Genomic DNA, 22,201 nt, shown 5'->3' with positions numbered 1-22,201 from the left:
AATGGCGGTTGGAGCTTACCAAAGTGTGGACACAAGTGAGGAGTGACTCTATGCGGAAAATACTTATTGCCATGGTTGCGGTGGTTGCCGTCAGCGGCTGTACCTCGACCGAGCAGGACGTCGTCGGCGGCGGCTTGATCGGCGCGGGCGTGGGTGGGTTGGTCGGCGGCGGCAAGGGTGCCTTGATCGGCGCGGCCGTCGGTGCCGGTTCCGGCCTGCTGGTTCGCAACCTGCGCAACGGCTACTGCCAGTATCGCGACCATCGCGGCCGGATCTACACGGCCCGCTGCAACTGATTCAGCGATAACAAGTCAAAATCCGGAGGCCCCTGGGCCTCCGGATTTTCGTGGCTGGGAGTCGGCCGCTAGGGCCGCTGACGGGTGGGTTTCAGCCGGCCAGTGGAATTTTGATTTCCACCTTGAGGCCATCGGCCTGAAAATCGCGTCTGATCGTGCCGCGCAGCTCGCGCGTGACATTGAGATCGATCAGCTTGGTGCCGAATCCCGTCCGCGATGGCGCCTCTACCCTCTTCTTCCCCGCCTCCCGCCAGTTCAGCGCCAGCGTCCGCTCGCGCCCCCGCCCTTCCAGCGACCAGTTCACCTTGAGAGCGCCAACGAAATTGCCGGCTTCGCCGTATTTCAGCGCGTTGGTGGCGAGTTCATGAAAGGTCAGCCCAAGCGCCTGCGTCGTTGTTTCATCGAGCAGCACCTCCGGGCCTGACAGGAGCCCGTCCGGCAGTTCCTTGCCGAACACCTGGCCAAGCTCGATGCGCAGCAGATCAGCAAGGTCGGCTTTCTGCCAGCGCGAGCGCGTCAACATGTCCTGCGAGGCGGCCATCGCCTGCAGCCTGGCCGAGAAGGAAGCGGAAAACTCATTGACGTCGGTTGCCCGCGAAGCCGTCTGCCGCGCGATCGCCAGCACCCTGGTGATGGAGTTCTTGATGCGATGCTTCATCTCCTGCAGCATCAGGTCCTTTTCGAGCAGGCTTTTTTCCGTCGTCTCGTGCAAGGCCGACACTGCGTCATAGGCTCGCTCCTGATAGCGCGCCACCAGCGCGATGGCGCCTGCCAGGAGCAGGCCGAACAGCCCCAGCATCACGGGGATGGCGCGCGAAGAGGGTTGCGAGAAGGCGCTGGTTGGCCTGAACAATACCGTCCAAGGGCGTCCCGCCACGGTCATCTTGCGGGTGACCAGCAGCCGGTCTCCCAGGGATGAGGCCGGTGGCGTCTCCGAGCGGAACAACAGGTTGTCGCCGTTCACCGCTCCATCATAGATCTCGGTGTTGACCGGCAGCAGCGGCGCACGGCTGAGCGCGATCTGGAACAGGTCCCGGGCCCGAAAGGCCGCATAGAGAAAGCCGGCGGTCGAGGACCGCGATGCGTTGATGACCTCCGGTGCGGTTTCCACATTGAGCCGCACATAGACCAGGAAGCCCGTGAAAGTCTGCGCCACGCCCGTGCCCTGGCCGAGTTGCACCAGCCCGCTCGCATGCTGCTGGTCATCGGCCATGGCTTTTTCGATCGCCGCACGCCGCACCGGCTCGCTGAACATGTCATAGCCGATGATGGTCTGGTTGGACGGATCGAGCGGCTCGAAAAGCGCGATCGGCGTGCGCCAGGCCTGCGTCGTATCCGGATAGACCGGATGACTGGCGCCGAAATCGTGGAGGGTGTCGCGTTCCACCGCTGCCTCGTCGCCCGTCCTGACCAGCCGCAGGAAGCCGATGCCTCGCAGGCCGGCGAAATTGTTGTCGACATCCAGCGCCTTGAAGAATGCCTTGAACTCGTTCTGGGAAATATCGCCGTTGCGTGCGTCGAACAGGGCCTGTGTCGAGCGCAGCAGCGACAGGTGCAGGTCGATGCGGCTCTCGATCCGGTTGAGGGCGTCATCGGCCGCCCCTTCGAACTTGATGCGGGCGGCTTCCTGCGTCGCGAAATAAGCGAACCCCGCCATGGTCATGCTGATCAGTGCAACGGCAATGAACGCGACGATTGGAAAAAGCTTCTTCAACGGATGATGCGGTCCATGAGCAAAACAGGACCTTTTATGGGCAAGTCGCCGCGCCAACACAATGGTCAGGCCACACCATCGTGATCACTGGCATATCACGTGACCGGCAACGGGGCGTGCCCGAAGCGGCCTGACCGGCCTCAGGCGGCGATCTTCAGCGCGCCCGGCCCCGGTATGGCACCTGGAGGACATTTGCCCAGGATGATCATCCCAAGCACCTCGTCCTGCGTGACGTCAGTCGTGCGGGCGGTACCGACCACCTGGCCATTCTTCATCACGCAGACACGGTCGGCCAGCTCGAACACGTCGTGGATGTCGTGGCTGATCAGGAAGATGCCGATGCCATCGGATTTGAGCTGCCTGACCAACTCGCCGACCTGGGCGGTTTCCTGGGGCCCAAGTGCCGCCGTCGGCTCGTCCATGATCAGGATGCGGGCATTGAACAGGATCGCGCGGGCGATCGCCACCGATTGCCGCTGACCGCCTGACAGCTTGATCACCGGCTCCTTGAAGCGCTGGAAGCGGGGATTGAGCCGCCCCATCACCTTGCGCGCCTCGGCCTCCATGGCGACGTCGTCGAGCGTGCCCCAGGCGGTCATCAGTTCGCGGCCGAGGAACAGGTTGGCGGCGGCATCGACATTGTCGGCCAGCGCCAGCGTCTGGTAGATCGTCTCGATACCGTATTTCTTGGCGTCGCGCGGGTTGGAAATCGCTGCCTCCTCGCCATTGACGAAGATCTGGCCCGCATCGCGCTTGTAGGCGCCGGACAGGATCTTGATCAGCGTCGACTTGCCGGCGCCGTTGTGGCCGAGCAGTGCCACGACCTCGCCGGGGAAAAGATCGATCGAGGCGTCGTCGACGGCGCGGATGCCGCCGAAGGCGATCGAGATGTTGCGCATGTCGACCAGCGGCGTGCCAGTGAGCGCAGTTGTGAGGGCCCTTACGGGAGCGGTTTTGTCAGCCATGGTCGTATCCCTAAACCCGCTTGCGATAGACGGTGTCGAGCCAGACGGCGATGACCAGCACGGCGCCGACGACGATGCTTTGCAACGGCGAATCGACACCGAGCAGCACCATGCCCGACTGCAGCGACTGCATCAGCAATGCACCGAGCATGGCGCCGATGATGGTTCCCGAGCCGCCGGCAAGCGAGGTGCCGCCGATGACGGCCGCGGCAATGACCAGCAGCTCATCCAATGTTCCCAGCACATTGGTGGACGAGTTCTGCCGGGCCGACGAAATGGCGGCGGCGATCGTGGCCAGCACGCCCATGATCATGAACACCTTCATGGTGATCCAGCGCGTGTTGATGCCGGCGAGATTGGCCGCTTCCGGATTGCCGCCGATAGCAAAGACATAACGGCCGAAACGGGTGCGGTTGGTGATGAAGGTCATGACCAGACCGACGGCGACCGCCATCAGCACCGGTATGGCGATGCCGTGGGCGATGAACAGCCCGCCCTCCGGCACGGTGATGTTGTTGGCGGCCGCGTACCGGTTCACGATCCCGATCGGCCATGGATAGGAGTTGGCTAGCCAGACCGCGCCCATGATGACGGCGCAGGTGACGACGCCGAGCAGCGTCTCGGCCCAGATCGGCCGCAGGGGGAAGCGGAAGCGCTTGCGCTGAACCCGCCCGTTGAACAGCGCGAACACCACGGCCAGGCAGGCGACGATGCCGACGACCCAGCTCCAGGTGGCGCCGATCGATCCGGCCGGTCCGCCGCCCATAAGCTGGAACGTGGCGTCGAGCGGTGCCACCGTCTGGCCTGACGTGACCCACCAGGCGGCGCCGCGCCAGACCAGCAGGCCACCCAGCGTGACGATGAAGGCCGGCACTTCGAGATAGGCGATGACGAAGCCCTGGAAGGCGCCGATCAAAAGCCCGAGCGCCAGACCGATGACCAGTGCCAGGACCCAGATCCATGGGTTGCCGAGTTCAAGTCCTACGAACCGAACCAGGAAATGTACCTGCGCAAAGCCCATGACCATGCCGATCAAGCCCTCGGCGGAACCGACGGACAGGTCGATGTTGCGCATGACGATGACCAGCACCATGCCGCAGGCCATGATGGCGACCGCGGACGTCTGCACCGACAGGTTCCACAGATTGCGTGGCGTGAGGAACGTGCGGCTGTCGAAATCGAGCGGATTGACACCAAGACGCAGGCTCGAAATCACATGCAGCGCGACCCAGATCAGCAGCAGCGCGCCGATCATGCCGAGCATGCGGGTATCGATCTCGGTCGCCTTCAGGAAACGCGCGACCGCGCCGAGTTCCGACGCACGCGCCGTATCGGCCTGCGAGGTTGAGGTCGTGTCGGTCATGATGTCCTCCCAGCGGCTTGCCGTCTGACGCGGAGCCGGACCAGAGCCCAGAAGTTAGCCGCCAGCGGCGGAAACACAAATCTTGTCGGGAAAACGCCGCGGCTTGGAAGCAATTCCAGGAAAAGTGCGTAAGGGTTTTTGTCCGGAATTGCGAAGACAAGGAAATTGGAACGGCCAGTGTTCAGAACACTGACCGTTCCACGCCGCGGCGTTTCCGACTTTTCAGGCGATCAAGCTCAGTTGCAGGCCGCGACGCTGCCCGCGGCAACGCCCGTGCAGACTTCGTCCTTCTTGATCCAGCCGGCGTCGATGACGAGGTTGAGATTGTCCTTGGTGATGGCCACCGGGGTCAGGAACAGCGACTTGACGGTGTTGCCGCCAGGCGTCGTGAAGTCCTTCACGCCGGCGATGTCGGTCATCTTCTTGCCGTCGGCGAGTTGCGAGGCGATCTCGGCGGCGTTCTTGCCGAGTTCGCGCGCGTCCTTCCACACCGACACGGTCTGGGTGCCGAGCGCGATGCGGTTGAGCGCGGCGTGGTCGCCGTCCTGGCCGGAGACCGGCACGGTGCCGGCGAGCCCCTGCGCCGTCAGCGCCGCGACGACGCCGCCGGCGGTGCCGTCATTGGCGGCGACCACGGCGTCCACCTTGTTGTCGTTGGCGGTGAGGAACTGTTCCATGTTCTTCTGGGCGTTGGCGGGCAGCCAGCCGTCCGTATAGGCTTCGCCGACATTCTTGATCTTGCCGCTGTCTATGGCCGCCTTCAGCACTTCCATCGAGCCCGAGAACAGGAAGTCGGCATTCGGATCGGCGCCGGAGCCCTTGATGAAGACGTAATTGCCCTCAGGCTTCACCTTGAACACTTCGCGGGCCTGCATGCGGCCAACTTCCTTGTTGTCGAAGGTCAGGTAGAAGACGTCCTTGTTCTCGATCAGGCGGTCATAGCCGACGACCGGAATGCCCTCGTCGAGCGCCTTCTGTACCGCCGGGCCGATGGCCGACGCGTCCTGCGCCAGGATGATCAGCGAATTGGCACCCTGCGAAATCAGGCTCTCGACATCGGTCAGCTGCTTGCCGGGATTGGACTGCGCATCGGCGGAAATGTACTTGTCGCCCGCGGCCTCGATCGCCTTCTTCATGGCCGCCTCGTCGGTCTTCCAGCGCTCCTCCTGGAAGTTGGACCACGACACGCCGATGACCTTGTCCTTTGCCTGCGCGACCGACGCCAGCGTCAGCGACATGGCGACACCCGCCAGAATGGCGACTGTGAATCTCTTCATGATATCCTCCCTGCGCCCGCGTGTGGCGCGACCAAACTGGCCCTAAGGCCGGCACAAAGGCCCTAATTTTTTCGAGCCTCGAAAAAACACTGGTCCATCGCCGGAACACTGTCAACATCGATTCTGACGGATTTTGAGGTGCCGGAAGCCTTTTTTCGAGCCCCGCAATAAATAAATGACAGCCCCAGCCGCTTCTGCCAGTATTCGACCCGTTGCCGGAGGTGTTCGAGGGGGCGTCAAGAACCGCGGCGACGGGGAGGGAAATCATGTCGGTCGGAATCCGCCACGACGATCTGCGCCGGCGCAACCGCGCAATGGTGATTGGAGCCGTGCGCCGGGGTGGCCAGCCCTCGCGCACCGAGATCGCCGCCACCACCGCCCTGAGCCACTCGACCATATCGGCGATATCAGCCGACCTGATCGGCGAAGGTATCCTGAGCGAAGGCAAGCCGAACGAGGCCGGCTCACTGAAACGCGGCCGGCCGCAGGTTGGCCTTGGTCTCAACCCCGAGGCCGCGGCGGTCATGACCGTGGTGCTGTCGCTGAATTTCCTCTCCGTCGCCGTCATCGACTACGCCGGCCAGGTGATATCGGAGGAGCAGCGCCGGCTGGACACGCTGACCATGTCCCGCGAGGCGCTGATCGGCGAATGCGTGGCCATCGTCCGCCGCCGCCTCGAAGATCCCGACCTCGACGTCGCCAGCATCGCCCGCATCGCGCTGGCGATCCAGGGTATCACCGACACCGAGGCGCGCGCCATGCTGTGGTCGCCGATCACGCCGCAGACGGACATTGCCTTCGCCGACATACTCGAAGCCGAATTCGGCATCCCCGCCACCATGGAGAACGACTGCAACATGATGGCTGTGGCGCTGCGCTGGCGCGACCCCGAGCGCTACCGCGACGACTTCATCGCCATCCTGCTCTCGCACGGCATCGGCATGGGGCTGGTGCTGAAGGGCGAGCTGTTCACCGGCACCCATTCCTCGGGCGGCGAGTTCGGCCACATGATCCATCGCCCCGGCGGCGCGCTCTGCCGCTGCGGGCGGCGCGGCTGCGTCGAGGCCTATGCCGGCAACTATGCCATCTGGCGTAATGCAGGACAGCTGGGTGAGGACGCCAAACCGGTCGACGTCAGCGACGCCGACATGCGCGCATTGGCGGCTACGGCGCGCGAAAGAGACGGACCGGAGCGCGAGGCCTATCGCAAGGCCGGCGAGGCGCTGGGCTATGGCCTTGGCAGCCTGTTCGCGCTGATCGATCCGGCGCCGGTTGCGATGGTCGGCGTCAGCGCCGCCGCCTTCGATCTGATCGAGCCGGCCTTGCGCGAGGCCATCGCCCAGACCGCCGGCGGCCAGCATTCGAAATCGATTTCCTTCGATACAGAGCCGAACGAATTGCCGCTGATCCGCGAGGGCTGCGCCATGCGCGCGCTCACCTTCGTCGACCAGGAGATTTTCGCGCCGGGCGTGCAGGTGAGATCCGGCAAGAACGTGGCCTGATCTCAATCCTCGCGGATTGCGTAGCCTGCGCCACGGATGGTGCGTATCACATCGGGCATGCGGCCATTGTTGACCGCCTTGCGCAGGCGGCCGACATGCACATCCACGGTGCGCTCGTCGATGTAGATCGTCTCGCCCCAGACATTGTCGAGCAACTGGCTGCGCGAGAACACGCGGCCGGGATGGCGCATCATGAATTCGAGTAGCCGGAACTCGGTCGGTCCGAGCCGGATCTCGCTCTTCTTGCGATAGACCCGGTGCGATTCGCGGTCGAGCACGATGTCGCCGACCTTGAGCACGCTGGACAGCACTTCCGGTTTGGCGCGGCGCAGCAGCGCCTTGACCCGGGCCATGAATTCCGGCGTCGAGAACGGCTTGACCAGATAGTCGTCGGCGCCGGTCGAGAGGCCGCGCACGCGATCGCTCTCCTCGCCGCGCGCCGTCAGCATGATGATCGGCAGTCGCTCCGTCTCGGGCCGCATGCGCAGGCGCCGACAGAGTTCGATGCCGGAAACCGCCGGCACCATCCAGTCGAGCACCAGCAGGTCGGGCACGTTTTCCTGGAGGCGTATCTCGGCTTCGTCGCCGCGTGTCACCACCTCGACCTGGTAACCCTCGGACTCCAGGTTGTAGCGGAGGAGCACGCCCAGCGGCTCCTCGTCCTCCACCACCATGATGCGTGGCGCGATCATCGATCGATCATCCCTGCCGTCAAGCCGCCGGCACCGACATCGCCGTCTCGTCCTGCTTCGGACGGTTGGCGGGCAGTTGCGTGCCGGTCAGCACATAATACGCATTCTCGGCGATGTTGGTCACATGGTCGCCGATGCGTTCGAGATTCTTGGCGCAGAACAAAAGATGCGTACAAGCCGTGATGTTGCGGGGATCCTCCATCATGTAAGTCAGGAGTTCGCGGAAGACCGAAGTGTATTTGACGTCGATGCGTTCGTCGTCATTCCTGAGCTTGGCGAGGGCGGCGGCATCGCCGGCCGCATATTCCTCGACGACGCCCTGCACCTGGATCAGCACCAGCTGCGCCATGGAGTCGATGGAATGCGACAAGTCGCGCGGCGTGGCGGTGAGGCCTACCGAGCCGACGCGCTTGGCGATGTTCTTGGCAAGGTCGCCGATGCGTTCGAGATCGCCCGCCATGCGGATCGAGCCGACGACATGACGCAGATCGTCGGCCATCGGCTGGCGCTTGGCGATCAGGGTGATGGCGCGATCATCGAGTTCGCGCTGGCGCGCGTCCATGATGGCGTCGTCGGAGACGACGCGCTGTGCCAGCGCGTTGTCGGAATTCAGCAGCGCCTTGGTGGCGCCGCCGACCATCGTGCCGGCGAGATCGCCCATGTCGCTGATCAGCTTGCTGATCTGTCCGAGATCCTCGTCGAAGGCTGCGACTGTGTGTTCGGCCATGATCCTGGTCCTCGTATGCGTGAGATCAGCCGAAGCGGCCGGTGATGTAGTCCTGCGTGCGCTTCTCGCGAGGCGACGTGAAGATCTTCTCGGTCTTGTCGAATTCGACCAGCTCGCCCAGATACATGAAAGCCGTCTGCTTCGAGACGCGCGCGGCCTGCTGCATGTTGTGGGTGACGATGACGATCGTGTAGTCGGCCTGCAACTCGTCGATCAATTCCTCGATCTTGGCGGTCGACAATGGGTCGAGCGCCGAGGCCGGTTCGTCGAGCAGGATGACCTCCGGCTTGACCGCCACGGTGCGGGCGATGCAAAGCCGCTGCTGCTGGCCGCCCGACAGGCTGAGGCCGCTGGCATTGAGCTTGTCCTTGACCTCGTTCCACAGCGCGGCGCGTTTCAACGCCTGCTCGACACGGCCGTCCATCTCGGCCTTGCCGATCTTCTCATAGAGCCTGACGCCGAAGGCGATATTCTCATAGATCGACATCGGGAACGGCGTCGGCTTCTGGAACACCATGCCGATCTTGGTGCGCAACAGGTTGAGGTCCTGCGAGCGGTCGAGAACGTTCTGGCCGTCGAGCAGCACCTGACCCTCGGCGGTCTGCTTGGGGTAGAGCTCGTAGATGCGGTTGAAGACGCGCAGCAGCGTCGACTTTCCGCAACCCGACGGTCCGATGAAGGCCGTCACGCTGCGCTCGGGCAGCGACAAGGTGATGTCTTTCAGCGCCTTCGACTGGCCGTAGTAGAAATTGAGGTTCTTGACCTCGATCTTCGCCTTGGCGGCTGCCTCTGTCGCAATCGTCATGTCTGGAGACAACATCTGGCTCATTTGTCCTCTCTGCGTCCGGTCAGGCTGCGCGCAAAGATGCTGAGCGCGAGAACCGTCAATGTGATTATGAGTGCGCCGGTCCACGCCAGTTGCTGCCACTCCTCGTAAGGGCTGAGAGCGAACTGGAAGATGGTCACCGGCAGGCTGGCCATCGGCGCATTGAGATTGCTCGACCAGAACTGGTTGTTGAGCGCTGTGAAGAGTAGCGGCGCCGTCTCGCCGGAAATGCGGGCAATGGCCAGCAATATGCCGGTGACGATGCCGGACATCGCCGCGCGGTAGGCCACCGAACGGATCACCACCCAGCGCGGCGCGCCAATCGCCGTGCCGGCCTCGCGCAAAGCGTTCGGCACAAGGTTGAGCATGTCCTCGGTGGTACGCACCACGACGGGAATGACCAGGATGGCCAGTGCCACGGCACCGGCGATGGCCGAGAAATGCCCCATCGGCCGTACCATCAATTCGTAGACGAACAGGCCGATGATGATTGAGGGCGCCGACAGCAGGATGTCGTTGATAAAGCGCACCACGGTGGTGAGCTTCGAAAAGCGGCCATATTCGGCCATGTAGGTGCCGGCCAGCACGCCGATCGGCGTGCCGACGACGATGCCGATAATGGTCATCACGATGCTGCCGTAGATGGCGTTGAGCAGGCCACCGGCATCACCGGGCGGCGGGGTCATTTCCGTGAACACTGAGAGCGAAACGCCCGACAGGCCCTTATAGAGCAGCGCGCCGAGGATCAGCGCCAGCCAGGCAAGGCCGATGCCGGCGGCGATGACGCAGAGCGTCATCATCACGCCGTTCTTGCGCTTGCGGCTCTGGTGAAGCGATGCGGCTGTCGACATCGGTCAGACTCCGGTACGGGCATCGATGCGCATCAGCATGTAGCGGGCGACGGCAAGGATGAGGAAGGTGATGACGAACAGGATCAGGCCGAGCGCCACCAACGAGGAAGTGTAGAGATCGCCGACGGCTTCGGTGAATTCGTTGGCGATGGTTGCCGAGATCGTCGTTGCCGGCGCGAACAGCGAGGCGCTGATCCGGTGGGCGTTGCCGATGACGAAGGTGACCGCCATGGTTTCACCGAGTGCACGGCCGAGCGCAAGCATGACGCCGCCCATGATGCCGATGCGGGTGTAGGGGACGACGACCCGGCGTGTTACCTCCCAGGTCGTGCAGCCAATGCCGTAGGCGGACTCCTTCAGCACCGGCGGCACCGTATCGAACACATCCTTGGTGATCGAGGTGATGAAAGGCAGGATCATGATGGCCAGGATCATCGCCGAGGTCAGCAGGCCGATGCCATAAGGAGGCCCGGCAAACAGGCTGTTAAGGCCGGGAATGCCGTGGAACACGTTGATGATGAAAGGTTGCACTGTCGTCTGCAGGAACGGTGCCAGCACGAACAGGCCCCAGATGCCGTAGATGATCGAGGGGATGCCGGCCAGCAGTTCCACGGCCATGCCGATCGGGCGCCGGAGCGGACGCGGGCAAAGCTCGGTGAGAAAAATGGCGATGCCGATACCGAGCGGCACAGCGATCAGAATGGCGATGGCCGAAGTGATGATGGTGCCATAGATCGGCGCCAGGGCGCCGAATTTCTCGGTGACGGGATTCCAGCTCTCGGTGGTCAGAAAGGAGAAGCCGAAGGTCGACAGTGCCTGCCAGGAACCGGCGAACAGCGAGATAGCGACGCCGCCGAGCAGCACCAGCACGAGAATGGCGGCGGCGCGGGTCAGCCCATGGAAGATCGAATCGGTCAACGCGAACCGTCTGACGGTGGCGTCGCGTGAACCTCGAATGGCTGGCAAGGCTTCGTGGGCAGCGCTCATGTCAAGCTCGGCTCTTTGTGTTGATTGAAAAGGAGCGCCGCGGGGCGGCGCTCCTCCAGAAAGATATTACTCGCCGGCGTAGACGGGCTTGCCGTCGGCCTTGATGTCGGCCTTCCACGAAGCCTTGATCAGGTCGACGACGCTATCGGGGATCGACACATAGTCGAGCGCCTTGGCGGTTTCCTTGCCGTCCTTGTAGGCCCAGGCAAAGAACTTGAGCGCTTCGCCGGTGGCCGCGGCATCGTCCGGGGTCTTGTGGATCAGCACCCAGGTCGAGGCAGCGATCGGCCAAGTGGCGTCGCCCGGCTCGTTGGTGATGATGACGTTGAAGTTCTTGGCGCCCTTGAAGTCGGCGTTCGAAGCAGCCGCGCCGAAGGATTCGAGCGACGGCTCGACGACCTTGCCGGCGGCGTTCAGCATCTTGGAGTAGGAGAGATTGTTCTGCTTGGCATAGGCATATTCGACATAGCCGATGCCGCCGTCGGTCTGCTTGACGGTGTTGGCAACGCCTTCGCTGCCCTTGGCGCCGACGCCGGTCGGCCATTCGACGGCCGTATCCGAGCCGACCTTGTCCTTCCAGTCGGGCGAGAGCTTCACGAGGTAGTCAGTGAAGTTGAAGGTCGTGCCCGAGCCGTCCGAACGATGAACGACGGCGATAGCGGTCGACGGCAGGGTGAGCGAGGGGTTCAGGGCCTTGATCGCGGCATCGTCCCAGGTGGTGATCGCGCCGAGATAGATCTGGGCCAGCGTCTTGCCGTCGAGGACGAGTTCGCCCGGCTTGATGCCCGTGAGGTTGACGATCGGCACGATGCCGCCCATCACCATCGGGAACTGCACGAGGCCGTTCTTTTCGAGATCGGCGTCGGACATCGGCTTGTCGGTGGCGCCGAAGGTCACGGTCTTGGCGATGACCTGCTTGATGCCGCCGCCCGAGCCGATCGACTGATAGTTGAGGCCGATGCCAGTATCCTTCTTGTAGGTGTCGGCCCATTTGGCGAACACCGGATAGATGAAGGTCGAGCCGGCGCCGGAAAGGTCAGCTGCCATTGCTGCGGAAAGGGTGAGGGTGGACGCCGCAGCCATTGCAATCGCAACGGCCGCCGAGCGGATGAAATGTCTCATGTGGCCTGCTCCTGTTCGGAAGATGGTCTCTCGGCGCCACTTCTTGCCGGCGCCCGCTGAGGCCAATAGCCTTCGATTATAACAGTCGCATGACAGTTTCATGTCAGCCCGGTAACGCGTTGCCGGTAACGCGAAAGACGCCGGTCTCGGGCGCTCGCGGCGCGGTCCGAGTTTGCCGCCGGAATCAGGGGCTTGAGCCCTCCGACGGCTGGAATCACCCCGGACTCGACCAGGCTTTCCCAAATGAAGAAAATCCGGACGGGAGCGCGTTGCTCGCAGCCAGAGCGTGTCATGGCCGGGCCATCGCCAAAAACAGGTCCGTTGGGGTAGAGTGACACTGTTTCTTGCAGGCGGTCGCTGCTCCCGCCCGTAACTGAGAAGAGCGGAATTCGATTTCGCTATTGTTCCGGCTGGACACCGCCTTTGATATGGCGCGATCGCACCATAGTCATTGCACGCAGCGGTAGCAGCGAATCTCCTGCTGATTCCTTGATTGCCTCGCCGGACCCGCAATCCAGGCGACGCGGGCTCTATCCCGCGTTGCGGTGGACCTGACGGCCGGCGCCGACCCAGCGCTCGACCTTCTCGAGCAGGGCCCTGGGGCTGATCGGCTTGGGCAGATAGTCGTCCATGCCTGCCTCCAGGCAGCGCTCGCGGTCGCCCTTGAGCGCATGCGCGGTGACGCCGACGATCGGCACATGCGTGCCGGTCTCCTGCTCCAGCAGGCGGATCGCGGCCGTCGCTTCGAGACCGCTCATCTCCGGCATCGAGACATCCATCAGGATCATGCACGGATTGAGCGTACCGAAGGCGTCGAGCGCCTTGCGGCCATTGCCGACGATCTCGAAACCATAGCCGGTCTCGCCGAGGATTTGCGTGAACACCATCTGGTTCACCTCATTGTCCTCGGCCACCAGTATATCCAGCCTGTGCCCGCCGGCCGTCGCAGGCAACCTGGGGCGAACCTGTGGCAGCTGCAATTGCGCGCGCTGCTCGGATGGCGCCAGGGGCGGCGGCCGGGAAGCCTCGGACGCCTCGCCCGCGAGCGGTTGAACGGCGTGGCCGCTGGTGGCGTGGCGATGGCGCTGGATGGTCGCGACCAGTGTTTCCAGGAGCACCGAGGAGCGCGCCGGCTTGATCAGCTGGGCGTCGATGCCAAGATCGCGGTAGCTGGTGTTGGCAAGCGACTGGTCGACCGATGTCAGCATGATGATCGGCGTGTCCGCGAGGCCCTCGGTGTTGCGCACGATACGCGCCATTTCGGCGCCGCTCATCTCAGGCATCTGGTAGTCGAGCACGACGCAGTCGACCGCCACGCCATAAGCTGCCGCGGCGATCAGCACCTTGAGACCTTCGGCGCCGCTTTCGGCCGCGCAGGAATCGAACGTCCACGAGGTCATCTGCTCGGTCAGGATGGCGCGGTTGACGGCGTTGTCGTCGACGATCAGCACGCGTGCGCCCGTCACGTCCACCGGCGTGATGCGCTGCCCGCTCTGCTGCCCGGCCCCTGGCAACGTTACGGTGAACCAGAAGGTTGACCCCTTGCCTTCGGCGCTCTCGACGCCAATGTCGCCGCCCATCAGGTCGACCAACCGCGAGGTGATGGCAAGGCCAAGCCCGGTGCCCTCGTGGCGCCTTGTCGAGGACGTATCGACCTGGCTGAATTTCTCGAACACCAGTTTCAGTTTTTCCTCGGGGATGCCTATGCCGGTATCGGTGACCGAGATCGTCAGCCTGGTTCCCGTTGGAACCCGTTCGCCGGTCACGTCGACCAGCACGTGGCCTTCATCGGTGAACTTCACCGCATTGCCGAGCAGGTTGGTGACGATTTGCCGGATGCGGCCGACATCCCCGATGAACAGGCTTTCGAGCCGCGGCTCGATGCGCACGATGAGCTCGAGATCCTTTTCCTTGGCCCGTGTCGACACCAACGTCGCCACGTCCTCGATCGCCTCGGCGAGATTGAAGGGCGCCGGGTCGAGCACCAGCTGGCCGGCATCGATCTTGGAGAAATCCAGGATGTCGTTGATGATGGTCAACAGCGCGTTGCCCGATTTGACGATGATGTCGGTGAATGTCTTCTGCTTGGGATCGAGATTGGATTTGGCCAGGAGTTCAGCCATGCCCAGTACGCCGTTCATCGGCGTGCGGATCTCGTGGCTCATATTGGCGAGGAACTCCGACTTGGCGCGGTCGGCGAGCACGGCGCGCCGGCGCGCCTCGCTGAGCTCCGCCTCGCGCTGCTTGAGTTCCGTGATATCGGTGGTCGAACCGATCAGGTAGAGCGAACCGTCGGAGGCGATCATTGCGCCCTTGCGGGCGAACTGATGCCTGACGCTGCCGTCTGGAAGGCGCACCGTCTCCTCGATCTCCTGGGTTTCGCCTGTACGCAGCACGGCGAGATCGCTGGCCACGAAGGCCTCGCCATCCGGCCCGAAGATCTCGACGTCGGTCTTGCCGATCGCCTCCTGCTTGCTGAAGCCGGTGAGATCGCACCAGCCCTTGTTGACATAGAATTGCCTGAGATCGGAGCGCTTGGCGTAGATCGACACCGGCACGTTGTCGATCAGGCTGCGGAACACCTCGTTCTCGCGCATGCTCTCTTCCAGAGCTTGCTCGCGCGCCTTGACGTCGGTGATGTCGGTGCTGGAGCCGACCAGATGCACCGATCCGTCCGTGGCCACCAGGCGGCTCTTGCGCGTCATCAACTGCCGCACCGTTCCGTCACGATGGGTGACGGGCTCCTCGACCTCGCGCACATTGCCGTTCGTCACGACATCGGTGTCGTCCTGGCTGAAGCCCTCTGCTTCCTCGCCGCTGAACAGCTGACGGTCGGTCCGGCCGATGACGTCGTCCTTGGCGAGACCGGTCAGCGCGCACCAGGCCTTGTTGACGAATTCGATGCTCAGGTCCTGCGCCTTGATGAAGGCGGCTACCGGCAACTCGTCCATGACATGGCGGAAGAGATCGATCTGGCGCATCGAGTCATGAAGCGCCGCCTCGCGGCTCTTCAGGTCGGTGATGTCGACGCGCACCCCGATGAACGTGCCGTCGCCTGTGCGCATATCGTAGACCTGGTACCAGCGGCCATCGGCATTGAGGCGCTCATAGGAGGAATTCGGCAGACGGTAACGCGCCAGGATGCCGTCAAGCCAGCGTTCGGAATCGCCTTCGTACAGGCTGTCGATCCCAGGATCGCCACTCGAACGGAAATAACCCACCGAATGGCCGAACTCCAGCGCTTCGCGGAAGGTGCGGCCGGGCTGCCACAAAGGCTTCAGCGCCGGCAACGTATCCTGCAGCCTGTGGTTGGCGAAGACGAACTTGTCGTCGCGGTCGTAGATGATGACCCCCGCCGGCAGCGATTCCAGCACGCTGGCGAGATGCTTGCGCGCATCTTCGGCTTCGGTCTCGCGCCGCTTCATGTCGGAGATGTCGAACAGAAAGCCGGCGACATAGTCGCGGCCGCTTGCCATGCGGACGCGGTTCTTCCTGACGATACGCGAACGGGTGCCGCCGCCGGCTTCGAAGCTTTCTTCCACTTCGTATTGCTGTCCGCCGGCCAGCACCTCGCGTTCGCTGCTTTCGAACAGCGCGACCTCGTCCGGCCCGAGGAAATCGCTTCCCGGCCTGCCAAGCATGGCCTGCGGCGCCTGCTTGAACAGCGCCGCGAAGGCCTCGTTGACGAAGACGAAGCGCAGATTGTCGTCCTTGACGAAGATCGGATCCTTGACCCCGTTGATTACTGCTTCCGCCAGCCGCGCCTTTTCCAGCGCTTCGGCAAGTTCGGCCTCGCGATCCTTCATGTCGGTGACATCGACATAGGAAATGAACCGCTTGCCGCCGGCCAGCGGCGCCATCGACGAGATCAGCGTCCTGCCGTCATTGCGCGGGAACTGCCTCGCTCCAGCTGTGCCGGCTCTGATTTCAGCCTCGCGTTCGGCGACATGCCGGTGCCATGTCGCGTCGTCCGAACCATACGGGTCGATGTCGCGGCTGGCTTCCATCAGATCGCGGAAGCTGCAGCCGGTCTCGGCGCGCCGGGCGTCGATCTGCCAGAAATCGTAAAAGGCGCGGTTGATGACCTCGGCACGCATGTCGGCATCGAGGACAAGAACACCGATCGGCATCTGATCGACCATGGTGCGGAGATTGGCGAAAGTCTCGGCTATCTTGGCGTTGGCATTCTCGATTTCGGCGTCCCGCCGCTTGACCTCGGTGACCTCATAGTAGGTCAGCAGGCGTTTGCCTCCCGAAAGAGCCGTGACGGAGAACATCATGGTGCGCCCGTCGGTGTGGGCAAACTCCCGAGGTGCGACGGTGCCGGCCTTGATCTCTTCGATGCGCGTGGCGAGGTAGCGCTGCCATTGCTCTTCGTTGATGTCGCCATAGATGCCGTTGCGGCGATTAAGTTCCATCAGCAGGCTGAACGGCGCGCCTACCGTCACGGCCCCGTCCGGAATCCTGGAGAGATCGCGGTAGGCCTTGTTGACGATGAGCGTATCGAGCCTGGCGTCCAGAAGCACGACGCCCATATGCATGGCGTCCATCGTCCGCTCGAGATCGGCGAGATGCTGGACGGCATCGCCGCCAGCCGCCGGCTGCATGGCCTCGAAGGCGCTGGCCAGCGCGGTGACGTTGCGGCCCAGGCCGCGATAGCCGACGAATTTTCCCTCGCTGTCGAAACGCGGGAAGCCTGACGTCAGCACCCAGCGGCAGTCGGGGCGGCCCCCCTTCAGTTCGTAGACGAAGTCGCGGAACGGCCGGTGCGCCTGCAAATCCTCCAGATGCGCCGCCGCACCGCGGTTGCCCTTCAGGACCTGGTTGAGAAAATCGAAGCGGAACCGGCCAAGCACCATTGCCGGATCGATACCGGTTGCCGCCTGGTAATCTTGGGAAAGCCAGGAAAAGCGCAATTCCGCGTCGGTTTCCCAAATCCAGTCCGAGCCCGCTTGGACGAGTTGGCGCAGCGCGTCGGCGCAATCCATGTCGACGCCGGATGGCCCATCGCCGCCAGGCGCGGCTGCCTTGCCGGGCTTGCGCTTGCCGCGCACGCCGATTGCTTCGTCCGATTCCGCCATGCTGTCCCCACCCCGAAAATCAAGGCCGAACCCTCCCTCCGCGGTCCGTCGGCGGAATGTGCCGCAGAAGCATTAACGATCCGCTAACCTTAACGGCGCAACCGGCCTGTTCCTGCTGCGTTATTCCGTCCGGTTGTGGCGCGGAGCAAGGCCGCGCTATAAGCATGCGCAGGGGTGTTGCTAATGTACGGACGGATAGGGCCTTTCTTGCTGGGCGTGGCGCTGCTTTTCGGCGGCGGCTGCTCTCGCAGCTATGACGGCACGGTGGTTATTCCGCGGCCGCTCGACGCCAGGCGGATCTGGGACCGGCCGCCGCCCAATGTCGACTACCAGCCGCAGGTCGACAACAGCGCCTTTCCGGGTCCACCCCAGCCTCCTGGGCGGTTTTACGAGCGCAGGGTCGTTAAGCCTGCGCCTCACAGACGGTCTCAGCCCAGGGCGACAACGTCCTCTCCTCCGTCATCGGGCCCCGAAAAACAATTGGCATGCAGGAACGTAAGCGCTCCCGGCCAAAGAGTTCGCATGGTTTGCGACTAATGCATAAAAACAAAGACCTAAAGCGCGGCGCCTGAATCCGCTTCGACGCGGCGTGCTTTGGAACGGTTCGGCTCTATAGCGTTGCCGCGCCCTTCCTCGGTTCCTTGGCGCCGAGCTTGTCGAGAGCAAGCCGAACCTGGCGCAGATCGTCCTGCCAGCCGTCATCGTCGCCCATCGGGCTCTCCGACGCCGCCCGTTGCAGCCCGCGCGCCTCGGATTCGATCTTGCGCAATTCAGCGATCTTCTGGTCGGAAGTCAGGGAGCCGTCTTCGACGATCTCCAGTACCCGCATTTCCCTGAACGTGGCCATGGCGCTCCTCCCTGCCTGATATCGACCACAACGCCGGGAAGCGGACCCCTGTTCCGAAGACGGCCGTTCCCGCGAGAACACTCGTGGGTCATTCAGCCGGGAAAAAGGCGGGGCCGACCACACGCACCGTCCGCTGGCCGGCCTCGATCGACTGGAGCTGGGCGGCCGTCGGCAGGCCGATGCGTCGAGCCTGCGATCAATCAGGCGTTACCGGTGCCCGGCGCTGAAACCTTTGCCCGTGCTGCTGCGTTGAGGCGCAAAGGAGAACGCGGGATGTCGATGCATTTCACCGTATCGGAGCTGACAAGAAGCCTTTTTCACTCCCTCGGGCTGGATCACGGGCGTGCCCCACGGCCGCTCAACCCCGAGCAAAACCTGTTACTGGAGTGCTATCTGGCCGGGCAGATTCCGGAATCGGCCTGGAGCGACTACGTCTTCGAGACCCCGGATCTGGCACGGCATGCCGAAGCACGGCGCCTGAGCCATTGATCTGCGGCGATCGGGGGAAACGACACCCGACCCGGTTCTCCGGTTCGACGAACACCCGTGCCGATGCCCGCTCCATGGCAGGCGTTCTTTGGGCGCTACCGCTATTGCTTGGGCGAAACGAATTGCTGCGTGAACACGTTGCCGGCAATCCCTTGCGACAGCTCCGGCGATAAACTCAGCGGCGTGCAATTCTTCACCGCCGCTATTGCCGCATCGATGAACGCCTTACGTGCCTTGTCGTCGCCAGCCACCTTGGCGGCGGTTGGTCGCGGCGGCCCTATCAGAGTACCGTCGCGCTTGAAACTGAAACTCAGGGTTACAGTCGAATCTCCGGCACCGGCAGGCGGTGTCCAGCAGGACTGGATCGCGGTCCCGACATCGTCCATAGTGTTGAGCGTTGCGGCAGATGCGCATACGACACCTGCCGACATCACACCCGCAATCGCCAGTTTTGCAGCACGTTTCATCGCAAGCCCTCATCGTCACGACGGTCCGGCAACCCGCCGGACTGCTGTGATCGATGGTAGAGCCGACATGGGCAATGACAATATCCCTTGCCAAAAAGTTGTTCGAAGAAAGCCGACTGCGAAGCCGCCCTGGCGCCTGGCCGATGCGAGCCATGTAGCCCGAAAAAGCAAAAAGGCCGGCACGGAGCCGACCTTTCCTTTCCGCCTCGGCAACTGCGCCAGTACATCCGTGGTCGCAGGCCGAAAGCGAATTGTCCCCAGTAGACAGGCTATTGGTAAACCAAACCTTAACCTGCCTGCCATCCCCACCCGCAAGGCTAGGAATAGATGGCCGCTATGTCCATGATTGTCGCGATAGGACGGCCTACGCGACGGCCCTGAACTCGGTTTCTGGTATCGTTCCAAGCCCGGCACACTGCGCGCATATCATGGTCTTTCCCGGGCAACCGCTTTGATGTGTCCCGTGCGGGCAGCAATACCCTTTTGAGGCACGCCATCTCGAGCAGTCGAAAACCTTTCCACCGCCATGGCAGTGCGTGCATGTCGTCCCAACAGAGGCCATTCCAAACTCTACCCGACCCAAAACCCGCGTTGCCGCGAAAGCTATCCCCGCACCGCAAGTATCAGAGATCGCAGTGCTTTCAAGCGTCGCGGCTTGACTTAAATTGGGTGGATTCGGGGTATGGGAAGCCCGGGCTCTCGCAGGCTTTGCGCGCTCTTTCGAGGCATGCGGAGCCCATGCGGGACGGGTCCGAAACTGCAGGATTGTCTGGAGGTCAACGACAGGACCGCTGCCTGGTACGCCCAAGGGGAATCGAACCCCTGTTCCCGCCGTGAGAGGGCGGTGTCCTGACCGCTAGACGATGGGCGCGCTCAAGAAGGGGCGATATAGGCTGACGGCCGGGAAAAAGCAACTGGGGTTCGGCGGCTTTGCCGCATCGAATGAAAAGCCGCCCCCGCGTTACCGTTTCGGCTGGATCAGGTCCCACAGATTGCCATGCAGATCGGCGAAAACCGCCACCGTGCCATAGGCTTCGTGACGCGGCGCCTCGCGGAATTCGACGCCCTTGTCCAGCATCGCTGCATGGTCGCCGGCAAAATCGTCGGTTTCGAGGAAGAGAAAAACCCGGCCGCCGGTCTGGTTGCCGATGCTTTTCCTCTGCGTCTCGTCGGACGCCTCGGCCAGCAGCAGCCTGGCGCCCTGCCCGTCGGCCGGCGCGACCGTGACCCAGCGTTTGCCGCCGCCGAGATCGACATCCTCGGTCAGCGTAAAACCCAGCCGCTCGACATACCAGGCGATCGCCTCGTCATAGCTGGCGACGACCAGCGCCACCGTCGCGACACGACGGTGTTCGGCGAAGCCGGTCATGTCCGTGGCAAATGTGTTTGCCGCATTGGCGCCTGCCTATTTGTTGCGGATCGCAAAACGGCCGATCAGGCGGCGCTCGGCGATATCGTAGACGAAGATCGCACGGCTGCCGTCGGCAAGCTCGGCGTCGATCGAAAGGCGGTTGCCCGACAGTGACTGACCGACCACCCTGGCGCCAACCGGCAGCACGATGTCCCCGCTGAGCGGTTCGCCGGCGGGCACCTGAACGTCGCCGGCCAGCGGCGGGCTCACCGGCGTTGCCTTGCGTGATTTGTAGACAATCGCCGCGATCACCACCATAAGAGCCAGAAAGAGCAGGCCGAGATTGATGGCCATGAAGCGGATGAGCTTGCCGCGCAGCTTGTCGACTTCGGGGGCGAGCGGTTTTTCCTGCTCTTCATCGGCATCGGGCCGGGCCATGGCAAACATTCCGGAATGGTTTTTCGATGAGCGCTCATAGCGAAGAGGCCCCCGAATTGATAGAGGACCTGTTGATAGAGGCCGCGCCCACCTTGCTGGTCGCCGGCGCGGATGCGGCCGGCCAACGGCTCGATCAGTGGCTGGCGGCAGCCCTTGGCCCGGACATGTCACGCAGTCGCGTGCAGATGCTGATCAGGCAAGGCGCCGTCGTCATCGACGGCAAGCCGGTCGACGAAACCAAGCGCAAGATGCGCGCGGGCGAAAATGTGTCCGTAGCCATGCCGGAACCGGAGCCGGCGCAGCCGCAGGGCGAGAACATTGCGCTCGACGTGCTCTACGAAGACGACGAGTTGATCGTCATCAACAAGCCGGCGGGGCTCGTCGTGCACCCCGGCGCCGGCAACTGGACCGGCACGCTGGTCAATGCGCTGATTCATCATTGCGGCGACAGCCTGTCAGGCATTGGCGGGGTGCGCCGCCCGGGCATCGTCCATCGCCTCGACAAGGAGACCAGCGGCGTCATGGTGGTCGCCAAGACCGACCGTGCTCACAAGGCTCTGTCGGAGGCGTTCGCCGACCACGGCCTGACCGGCGATCTCGAGCGCGCCTACCTGGCGCTGGTCTGGGGCATACCGCAGAGGCCGACCGGCACGATCGATGCACCGCTTGGCCGCGCCTCCGACCGGGTTCGCCGCGCCGTGGTGCCGGAAGGCCGCGACGACGCACGCCACGCCGTCACCCGTTTTGCCGTGCAGGAGCGTTTCGGCGAGGGCCAGCGGGAATTCGCTGCCGCTAGCCTCGTCGAATGCCGGCTGGAAACCGGTCGCACCCACCAGATCCGCGTCCACATGGCCCATATCGGCCATCCCGTGATTGGCGACCCGGACTACGGGCTAGCCTTCCGCACCAAGGCCAATCGGCTGCCCGAACCGCTGAAACGCCAGGTCGAGGCATTTTCCCGGCAAGCTTTGCATGCATGGCTCCTTGCATTTCGGCACCCGACTACCCATCTAACGATGAGGTTCGAGGCGCCGTTACCGGGGGACATGGAGGAACTCGTCGGCGGCTTTCGGAAGCTCTGAACCTGCCATCAAAAACCTGAGTGGCATTGTTCACTTAGCGTGACACACTGTTTCGTGTTGAACAAATGCCTGTCTTTTCTGGTTTTGTTCCTGTATAAGATCTGTTGTCGCGAGCGAGCCTTTT

At 63.3% G+C, this 22,201-nt stretch carries 19 protein-coding genes and 1 tRNA gene; 4 read left to right on the top strand and 16 right to left on the bottom strand.

The window, feature by feature from the left end; all coding sequences use genetic code 11:
• Nucleotides 1-50 precede the first annotated feature (50 nt).
• Nucleotides 51-296 (top strand): YMGG-like glycine zipper-containing protein, encoded by a 246-nt coding sequence (locus FJ936_RS19780; RefSeq protein WP_015315393.1) that lies wholly within the window; start codon nucleotides 51-53, stop codon nucleotides 294-296.
• Nucleotides 297-387: 91 nt separating this feature from the next.
• Here the strand turns inward: FJ936_RS19780 and FJ936_RS19775 are convergent, their stop codons facing one another.
• The 4 genes from FJ936_RS19775 to xylF form a co-directional block, all read right to left on the bottom strand.
• On the bottom strand, nucleotides 388-2,010 hold the full coding sequence (locus FJ936_RS19775; RefSeq protein ID WP_140662975.1) for a CHASE domain-containing protein: 1,623 nt from the start codon (nucleotides 2,008-2,010) through the stop codon (nucleotides 388-390).
• A 140-nt stretch (nucleotides 2,011-2,150) separates the two neighbouring features.
• Nucleotides 2,151-2,975: an ATP-binding cassette domain-containing protein gene (locus tag FJ936_RS19770; RefSeq protein ID WP_140720105.1), complete on the bottom strand. Its 825-nt coding sequence runs from the start codon at nucleotides 2,973-2,975 to the stop codon at nucleotides 2,151-2,153.
• 10 nt (nucleotides 2,976-2,985) lie between these two features.
• Nucleotides 2,986-4,338 (bottom strand): sugar ABC transporter permease, encoded by a 1,353-nt coding sequence (locus FJ936_RS19765; RefSeq protein WP_015315390.1) that lies wholly within the window; start codon nucleotides 4,336-4,338, stop codon nucleotides 2,986-2,988.
• A gap of 236 nt (nucleotides 4,339-4,574) precedes the next feature.
• Nucleotides 4,575-5,615: a D-xylose ABC transporter substrate-binding protein gene (gene xylF, locus FJ936_RS19760; RefSeq protein WP_140789808.1), complete on the bottom strand. Its 1,041-nt coding sequence runs from the start codon at nucleotides 5,613-5,615 to the stop codon at nucleotides 4,575-4,577.
• A 266-nt stretch (nucleotides 5,616-5,881) separates the two neighbouring features.
• Here xylF and FJ936_RS19755 point away from each other — a divergent pair, with 266 nt between their 5' ends.
• Complete coding sequence (locus FJ936_RS19755) at nucleotides 5,882-7,117, top strand: ROK family protein (RefSeq protein WP_140720102.1); 1,236 nt, start codon at nucleotides 5,882-5,884, stop codon at nucleotides 7,115-7,117.
• Nucleotides 7,118-7,119: 2 nt separating this feature from the next.
• Here FJ936_RS19755 and phoB read toward each other — a convergent pair whose 3' ends face one another.
• The 8 genes from phoB to FJ936_RS19710 all read right to left on the bottom strand — a co-directional run bounded on the left by phoB (nucleotide 7,120) and on the right by FJ936_RS19710 (nucleotide 18,250).
• Nucleotides 7,120-7,809 (bottom strand): phosphate regulon transcriptional regulator PhoB, encoded by a 690-nt coding sequence (gene phoB, locus FJ936_RS19750; protein ID WP_010911896.1) that lies wholly within the window; start codon nucleotides 7,807-7,809, stop codon nucleotides 7,120-7,122.
• Nucleotides 7,810-7,828: 19 nt separating this feature from the next.
• Nucleotides 7,829-8,536 carry a phosphate signaling complex protein PhoU gene (phoU, locus tag FJ936_RS19745; RefSeq protein WP_140662983.1) on the bottom strand — a complete coding sequence of 236 codons (708 nt, stop codon included), beginning with the start codon at nucleotides 8,534-8,536 and terminating at the stop codon, nucleotides 7,829-7,831.
• Nucleotides 8,537-8,561: 25 nt separating this feature from the next.
• A complete protein-coding gene (gene pstB / locus FJ936_RS19740; protein WP_140509733.1) occupies nucleotides 8,562-9,365 on the bottom strand; it encodes a phosphate ABC transporter ATP-binding protein PstB in 804 nt (267 codons plus the stop codon).
• A complete protein-coding gene (gene pstA, locus FJ936_RS19735; protein ID WP_015315385.1) occupies nucleotides 9,362-10,213 on the bottom strand; it encodes a phosphate ABC transporter permease PstA in 852 nt (283 codons plus the stop codon). The genes pstB and pstA overlap by 4 nt, the downstream gene beginning before the upstream one ends.
• Before the next feature lie 3 nt (nucleotides 10,214-10,216).
• Nucleotides 10,217-11,200 (bottom strand): phosphate ABC transporter permease subunit PstC, encoded by a 984-nt coding sequence (pstC, locus tag FJ936_RS19730; RefSeq protein WP_140789806.1) that lies wholly within the window; start codon nucleotides 11,198-11,200, stop codon nucleotides 10,217-10,219.
• 66 nt (nucleotides 11,201-11,266) lie between these two features.
• Nucleotides 11,267-12,322, bottom strand: coding sequence for a phosphate ABC transporter substrate-binding protein PstS (pstS, locus tag FJ936_RS19725; protein WP_140662988.1), 1,056 nt, complete (start codon nucleotides 12,320-12,322; stop codon nucleotides 11,267-11,269).
• 530 nt (nucleotides 12,323-12,852) lie between these two features.
• Entirely contained in the window at nucleotides 12,853-17,403 is a 4,551-nt protein-coding gene (locus FJ936_RS19720) for a PAS domain-containing protein (RefSeq protein ID WP_181763153.1), read from the bottom strand.
• Between the two features lie 610 nt (nucleotides 17,404-18,013).
• Nucleotides 18,014-18,250 carry a hypothetical protein gene (locus FJ936_RS19710; RefSeq protein WP_140789802.1) on the bottom strand — a complete coding sequence of 79 codons (237 nt, stop codon included), beginning with the start codon at nucleotides 18,248-18,250 and terminating at the stop codon, nucleotides 18,014-18,016.
• Between the two features lie 273 nt (nucleotides 18,251-18,523).
• Between FJ936_RS19710 and FJ936_RS19705 the strand changes: the two genes are divergently transcribed.
• Complete coding sequence (locus FJ936_RS19705; protein WP_140616727.1) at nucleotides 18,524-18,739, top strand: hypothetical protein; 216 nt, start codon at nucleotides 18,524-18,526, stop codon at nucleotides 18,737-18,739.
• A gap of 101 nt (nucleotides 18,740-18,840) precedes the next feature.
• Here the strand turns inward: FJ936_RS19705 and FJ936_RS19700 are convergent, their stop codons facing one another.
• From FJ936_RS19700 to FJ936_RS19685, 4 genes are all read right to left on the bottom strand, one after another.
• Nucleotides 18,841-19,206 (bottom strand): hypothetical protein, encoded by a 366-nt coding sequence (locus FJ936_RS19700; RefSeq protein ID WP_140720097.1) that lies wholly within the window; start codon nucleotides 19,204-19,206, stop codon nucleotides 18,841-18,843.
• A gap of 796 nt (nucleotides 19,207-20,002) precedes the next feature.
• Nucleotides 20,003-20,077: transfer RNA gene (locus FJ936_RS19695), tRNA-Glu, on the bottom strand.
• 90 nt (nucleotides 20,078-20,167) lie between these two features.
• Entirely contained in the window at nucleotides 20,168-20,575 is a 408-nt protein-coding gene (locus tag FJ936_RS19690; RefSeq protein WP_140712697.1) for a VOC family protein, read from the bottom strand.
• 36 nt (nucleotides 20,576-20,611) lie between these two features.
• Entirely contained in the window at nucleotides 20,612-20,995 is a 384-nt protein-coding gene (locus FJ936_RS19685) for a fimbrial protein (protein ID WP_140789800.1), read from the bottom strand.
• A 26-nt stretch (nucleotides 20,996-21,021) separates the two neighbouring features.
• Between FJ936_RS19685 and FJ936_RS19680 the strand changes: the two genes are divergently transcribed.
• Nucleotides 21,022-22,077 (top strand): RluA family pseudouridine synthase, encoded by a 1,056-nt coding sequence (locus FJ936_RS19680; RefSeq protein WP_140616706.1) that lies wholly within the window; start codon nucleotides 21,022-21,024, stop codon nucleotides 22,075-22,077.
• Nucleotides 22,078-22,201: the final 124 nt, after the last annotated feature.

The organism is Mesorhizobium sp. B2-4-13, from assembly GCF_006658535.1.
Taxonomy (GTDB): domain Bacteria; phylum Pseudomonadota; class Alphaproteobacteria; order Rhizobiales; family Rhizobiaceae; genus Mesorhizobium; species Mesorhizobium australicum.
Note: the sequence above shows the minus strand (reverse complement) of the source record. Positions and strands in the feature narration are given on the sequence as shown.

Excerpts from the sequence above, each read along its gene's own strand:
- FJ936_RS19685 (WP_140789800.1), bottom strand. The coding sequence starts at position 20,995 with ATGGCCCGGCCCGATGCCGATGAAGAGCAGGAAAAACCGCTCGCCCCC.
- pstB (WP_140509733.1), bottom strand. The coding sequence starts at position 9,365 with ATGAGCCAGATGTTGTCTCCAGACATGACGATTGCGACAGAGGCAGCC.
- FJ936_RS19780 (WP_015315393.1), top strand. The coding sequence starts at position 51 with ATGCGGAAAATACTTATTGCCATGGTTGCGGTGGTTGCCGTCAGCGGC.
- FJ936_RS19705 (WP_140616727.1), top strand. The coding sequence starts at position 18,524 with ATGTCGATGCATTTCACCGTATCGGAGCTGACAAGAAGCCTTTTTCAC.
- FJ936_RS19680 (WP_140616706.1), top strand. The coding sequence starts at position 21,022 with ATGAGCGCTCATAGCGAAGAGGCCCCCGAATTGATAGAGGACCTGTTG.
- FJ936_RS19710 (WP_140789802.1), bottom strand. The coding sequence starts at position 18,250 with ATGGCCACGTTCAGGGAAATGCGGGTACTGGAGATCGTCGAAGACGGC.
- FJ936_RS19690 (WP_140712697.1), bottom strand. The coding sequence starts at position 20,575 with ATGACCGGCTTCGCCGAACACCGTCGTGTCGCGACGGTGGCGCTGGTC.
- xylF (WP_140789808.1), bottom strand. The coding sequence starts at position 5,615 with ATGAAGAGATTCACAGTCGCCATTCTGGCGGGTGTCGCCATGTCGCTG.
- pstC (WP_140789806.1), bottom strand. The coding sequence starts at position 11,200 with ATGAGCGCTGCCCACGAAGCCTTGCCAGCCATTCGAGGTTCACGCGAC.
- phoU (WP_140662983.1), bottom strand. The coding sequence starts at position 8,536 with ATGGCCGAACACACAGTCGCAGCCTTCGACGAGGATCTCGGACAGATC.
- phoB (WP_010911896.1), bottom strand. The coding sequence starts at position 7,809 with ATGATCGCGCCACGCATCATGGTGGTGGAGGACGAGGAGCCGCTGGGC.
- FJ936_RS19770 (WP_140720105.1), bottom strand. The coding sequence starts at position 2,975 with ATGGCTGACAAAACCGCTCCCGTAAGGGCCCTCACAACTGCGCTCACT.
- pstS (WP_140662988.1), bottom strand. The coding sequence starts at position 12,322 with ATGAGACATTTCATCCGCTCGGCGGCCGTTGCGATTGCAATGGCTGCG.
- FJ936_RS19720 (WP_181763153.1), bottom strand. The coding sequence starts at position 17,403 with ATGGCGGAATCGGACGAAGCAATCGGCGTGCGCGGCAAGCGCAAGCCC.
- FJ936_RS19765 (WP_015315390.1), bottom strand. The coding sequence starts at position 4,338 with ATGACCGACACGACCTCAACCTCGCAGGCCGATACGGCGCGTGCGTCG.
- FJ936_RS19700 (WP_140720097.1), bottom strand. The coding sequence starts at position 19,206 with ATGAAACGTGCTGCAAAACTGGCGATTGCGGGTGTGATGTCGGCAGGT.
- pstA (WP_015315385.1), bottom strand. The coding sequence starts at position 10,213 with ATGTCGACAGCCGCATCGCTTCACCAGAGCCGCAAGCGCAAGAACGGC.
- FJ936_RS19755 (WP_140720102.1), top strand. The coding sequence starts at position 5,882 with ATGTCGGTCGGAATCCGCCACGACGATCTGCGCCGGCGCAACCGCGCA.